6 protein-coding genes are annotated in these 4,355 nt (G+C 57.7%); 1 reads left to right on the forward strand and 5 read right to left on the reverse strand.

The window, feature by feature from the left end; translation table 11 throughout:
• The 3 genes from ACILQA_RS10115 to rsmI form a co-directional block, all read right to left on the reverse strand.
• Positions 1–670: glutathione synthase (locus tag ACILQA_RS10115; RefSeq protein ID WP_395629577.1), on the reverse strand; the 670-nt coding region annotated here is incomplete at its 3' end.
• Positions 671–680: 10 nt separating this feature from the next.
• Positions 681–1,031, reverse strand: a complete 351-nt coding sequence (locus ACILQA_RS10120; RefSeq protein ID WP_395629578.1) for a YraN family protein — start codon at positions 1,029–1,031, stop codon at positions 681–683.
• Positions 1,028–1,858 carry a 16S rRNA (cytidine(1402)-2'-O)-methyltransferase gene (gene rsmI, locus ACILQA_RS10125; protein WP_395629579.1) on the reverse strand — a complete coding sequence of 277 codons (831 nt, stop codon included), beginning with the start codon at positions 1,856–1,858 and terminating at the stop codon, positions 1,028–1,030. The genes ACILQA_RS10120 and rsmI overlap by 4 nt, the downstream gene beginning before the upstream one ends.
• Before the next feature lie 33 nt (positions 1,859–1,891).
• Here rsmI and ACILQA_RS10130 point away from each other — a divergent pair, with 33 nt between their 5' ends.
• Positions 1,892–3,061: a penicillin-binding protein activator gene (locus tag ACILQA_RS10130; RefSeq protein WP_395629580.1), complete on the forward strand. Its 1,170-nt coding sequence runs from the start codon at positions 1,892–1,894 to the stop codon at positions 3,059–3,061.
• A 40-nt stretch (positions 3,062–3,101) separates the two neighbouring features.
• Here ACILQA_RS10130 and def read toward each other — a convergent pair whose 3' ends face one another.
• Together def and recR are read right to left on the reverse strand one after the other, a co-directional pair.
• Positions 3,102–3,659 carry a peptide deformylase gene (gene def, locus ACILQA_RS10135; protein ID WP_395629581.1) on the reverse strand — a complete coding sequence of 186 codons (558 nt, stop codon included), beginning with the start codon at positions 3,657–3,659 and terminating at the stop codon, positions 3,102–3,104.
• Between the two features lie 31 nt (positions 3,660–3,690).
• On the reverse strand, positions 3,691–4,287 hold the full coding sequence (recR, locus tag ACILQA_RS10140; protein ID WP_395629582.1) for a recombination mediator RecR: 597 nt from the start codon (positions 4,285–4,287) through the stop codon (positions 3,691–3,693).
• Positions 4,288–4,355 lie beyond the last annotated feature (68 nt).

Genomic DNA, 4,355 nt, shown 5'->3' on the forward strand with positions numbered 1-4,355 from the left:
CCCCTGTGACTTCGCCGTCGATCAGAACGATGCGCTTATCGCCCTTCGCAACGTCGGGCAGGAATGGCTGCACCATATGCGGTTCGGGCCATGTCGAATTGAACACCTCAAACAGCGCGCCGACATTGCTGCCATCGGCTTCAATCCGGAAAATGGCCTTGCCGCCATTGCCATGGAGCGGCTTTACGACAATCGCGCCATGTTCCTTTTGAAACGCGCGCACTTCATCGAGTGAACGCGTAATCAGCGTCGGTGGCATGAACTTGCGATAATCGAGCACCATGACCTTTTCCGGCGCGTTCCGCACGCTGGCGGGGTTGTTGACCACCAACGTCTCATGCTCGATGCGTTCGAGCAAATGGGTCGCGGTGATATAGCCCACATGAAATGGCGGGTCCTGCCGCATCAGCACAACGTCGATGTCGGAACCCAAATCAATGCGCTGTGGCGCACCGAAGCGATAATGCGCGCCATCGACGCGTTGGAGGTCATGCACGGGATGTGCGAGCGCGGTGAGCCGGTCATTGGCGTCGAGCGTCAATGACATCACATCATAATGCCAAATATCATAGCCGCGCGACTGGCCAGCAAGCATCAGCGCAAAGCTGGAGTCGCCATGAATATTGATGCCGTCCATCGGGTCCATCTGGACCGCCATTTGTATTGCCATTTGCTTGTCCTTATCCGTGCCAGACGTTTGGCAGATGGTTCGGCCAACGCCATGGCGCAACCATAATCACGTCTATCTGCATATTTTCACATTCTTTTCCATATTTCGGGAGCAGAATTTCCGCCGCAGCTGCAACGCGGCGTAATCTGTAAGCGTCAATCGCGGTGGCGAGGTCACGCACATTTGCGCGCGCTTTTACTTCGACGAACGCAATGGTTTTGCCGCGCCGCGCGATCAGGTCAACTTCGCCGCGCGGTGTTTTCACGCGCATGGCAACGACCCGCCATCCCTTTAACCGCAAAAACCAAGCAGCAATGGTCTCGCCCCGCCGCCCCAATTTTTCTGCGGCCAACCGGTTCACTGCGACTTCAGTTGCGTAGCGCGCGCATAGACGTCGCTGCGCTCCAGCCCGAAACGCTTGGCAATGACGCCAGCAGCTTTGGCGGCGGACATGGTTTCCAGTGCTTCGCGTAACGCTGCGTCCACATCGCCGGTGTCATAGGCAACGCCATCCGCCGGCGGACCGATGATCAGGACGATTTCACCCTTTGGCTCTTGCGCAGCATAACGCGCGGCAAGTTCGGATGCGGTGCCCGTTACAACCTCTTCAAATTTCTTGGTCAGTTCCCGCGCGACGGCGACTTCACGGTCGCCATAGGTCTCCGCAATCGCGGAAAGCGACGCAGCAAGACGCGGCCCTGCCTCGTAGAAAACCAACGTCGCCTTTACCTGACCCAGCTCCTCCAAGGTTTCGACACGTGCCTTGGCTTTATTGGGAAGAAAACCGGCGAACAAAAATCGATCCGTGGGCAAACCGCAAATCGACAGCGCCGCCGTTACCGCGCTTGCACCGGGGATGGTATATACCGGCACGCCTGCCGCGCGTGCGCTGCGCACGAGCTTGTAGCCGGGGTCTGAAATCAACGGCGTCCCGGCATCCGACACCAACGCAACCACCGCGCCGCGCGCAGCGGCGACCAGTGACTCGCGCTCCGCCTCGCCACTATGGTCGTTATAGCGCCGCATCTTTTTCTTCAGGCCAAGATGGTGCAGCAATTTACCGGTTACCCGGCTGTCTTCTACTGCCACAATTTCTGCGGCTTCCAGCAGATCAATCGCCCGTTGTGACATATCTGCAAGGTTGCCGATTGGTGTCGCAACGACATATAAGCCCGACTCGAACATCATCTGATTTATATGCTTCTACCCAAGGGAACATTCATGAGCGCAACCAATGCAGCAAGCGGCGCAACGCCGCAAGCTTTAGCAGGACAGATCAAAAAGCTGCTGGTTTTGGCTTCGGTCGTTTTGCTCGCGGCCTGCGCCACCGCCCCGCGTGGGGGCAAAGGACCACCACCTGTGGTGTCCGAGGACGCGCTGGACGGCATGCACCGCGTGGCGTTGCTTTTGCCGGTGACGGGTCCCGACGGCGACGTTGGCCAATCCATCGCCAACGCGACTGCGCTTGCACTGGCTGACACCAAAGCAACCAACATCCGCATGATCACCTATGACACCAGCACCGGCGTCGCCGCAGCGGCAAAGCGCGCGGTCGCCGATGGAAACAAGGTCATATTGGGCCCGTTGCGTGGCGACGATGTTGTGGAGGCCGCCGCAGTCGCGCGCACCGCAGCTGTGCCCATCATCAGCTTTTCCAACGATGTCGGTGTTGCCGGGCAAAATGTATTCTTACTCGGTCATTTGCCCAATCAATCCATCGACCGCGTTGTCCGCTACGCCCGTTCGCAAGGCTATAACCGCATTGCAGGCGTCGTTTCGACCAATGTATATGGCCAGCGTGCGCAATCGAACCTGACCTCTGCAGTGCGCAGCGCAGGCGGCACCCTTGTTGCTATCGAAGAATCCGATGGGACGACATCTTCTGCGGATGCAGCGGCGCGCCGGTTGGCAAAATTGGGTCAGATTGATGCTGTCCTGATTGCCGATAGCGGCCGTGCCGGCGTTGTATTGGTGCCAGCGCTTCGGCGCAACGGGATGCGCAATGCAAAAATTCTCGGCACCGATTTGTGGAATATCGACGGTTCATTGGCAGGTAGCCCGGCCATGTATGGCGGTTGGTTTGCGAGCGTCTCCGACACGCTATATACCCAATATGCCGCCAAATATCGGGCACGGTTTGGCAAGGCGCCACTGCGCCTCTCAAGCCTTGGCTATGATTCGGTGCTTTTGATCGCGCGGGTGGCGCGTGACTGGCGTCCGGGGACGAAATTCCCCATGGCGCAACTTACCGATCCGCAAGGCTTTATCGGCGTTGATGGCGCATTCCGCTTCATGCCCAATGGCCTCACCGAGCGCATGCTTGAGGTGCAGGAAATTCAGTCGGGCAAGTTCGTGACAATCAGCCCCGCACCGACGCAATTTGTAAAGTAACGCGGCAGATCAAGCCAGGAACTTGTCCGGCGAACGCAAGTTAGTGGCGGCAATGCTCATTATGGACATGGCCGCCGCCCATTTTGCGGGCTTTCTCAATTTTCTTGAGCACCATCTGACGCTTTAGCCGCGACAGGTGATCAATGAACAAGATGCCTTCGAGATGGTCCATCTCGTGCTGAAGACAGGTCGCCATTAGGCCGGTCATTGTCTCTTCATGAAATTTGCCATCAAGGTCCTGCCAGCGTGCACGGATTTGCGCGGGGCGTTCGACCTCTGCATATTGGTCAGGCACCGAAAGGCAGCCTTCATTGTACAGGCTGTGTTCGTCCGACGGATCCAATATTTCCGGATTCACAAATACCCGTGGGTTGCGCACGGGTGCGCCCCCTTCGCCTTCTTCTTCCTGCAAATCGATGACCAACAGGCGCTTGGGAACCCCGACCTGAATAGCGGCCAGCCCGATACCGGGCGCGGCGTACATCGTTTCGGTCATGTCATCGACCAGCGTTTTCAAATCCGCGTCAAATGTCTCGACGGGAGTCGAAATGGTTTTCAGCCGCGGATCGGGCACTTCAAGAATAGGTAATATCGCCATGGGTCGCAGATAGGGACGGTCGTAAGATAAATCAACCGACTGGGCGTCTGGCGCGCAATGCTTGTGCTAACGTGCCATCGTCCAGATAATCAAGCTCTCCGCCCACAGGCACGCCATGCGCCAACTGGGTTAAGCGCACCGGAAATTGCTCAAGCCGTTCCGCGAGATAATGCGCGGTTGTCTGCCCCTCCAGCGTGGCATTCATGGCCAAGACGACTTCATCAACGCCGCCCGCGGCAACGCGGGCAACCAAGCCTTCGATGTTCAAATCCTCCGGCCGAACGCCATCCAATGCGGATAAACGGCCACCCAGGACATGATATTTTCCGGGAAATAACCGCGAACGATCCAGCGCCCATAAATCGGATACGTCTTCGACAACACAGATGGAGCGGATGTCGCGGCGCGGATCGACGCAAATGCCGCAGGGGTTGCCGGTATCGATATTCCCGCACGTGCTGCAGACGACCAGCCGTTGTTCGACCTGCTCCAACGCACGCAAAAGCGGGATCAAAACGCTTTCACGCTTTTTCATAAGGTGCAGCACAACCCGCCGTGCCGAGCGTGGACCAAGTCCGGGCAATTTCGACAATGCCTGTGCCAATGCGTCTATTTCTTGCGATGCCATGCTGCGGGTCTTAGGGGGCTTTCGAACAAAGGAAAAGTGACGATGCGTCTTGCCTTCATGGGAACACC

The sequence above is a fragment of the Sphingorhabdus sp. genome (genome assembly GCF_044239005.1).
Lineage (GTDB): Bacteria > Pseudomonadota > Alphaproteobacteria > Sphingomonadales > Sphingomonadaceae > Sphingorhabdus_B.

What these genes read in the sequence shown, in the direction of transcription:
- rsmI (WP_395629579.1), bottom strand. Translation starts at nt 1,858, where the DNA reads ATGATGTTCGAGTCGGGCTTATATGTCGTTGCGACACCAATCGGCAAC.
- ACILQA_RS10130 (WP_395629580.1), top strand. Translation starts at nt 1,892, where the DNA reads ATGAGCGCAACCAATGCAGCAAGCGGCGCAACGCCGCAAGCTTTAGCA.
- def (WP_395629581.1), bottom strand. Translation starts at nt 3,659, where the DNA reads ATGGCGATATTACCTATTCTTGAAGTGCCCGATCCGCGGCTGAAAACC.
- recR (WP_395629582.1), bottom strand. Translation starts at nt 4,287, where the DNA reads ATGGCATCGCAAGAAATAGACGCATTGGCACAGGCATTGTCGAAATTG.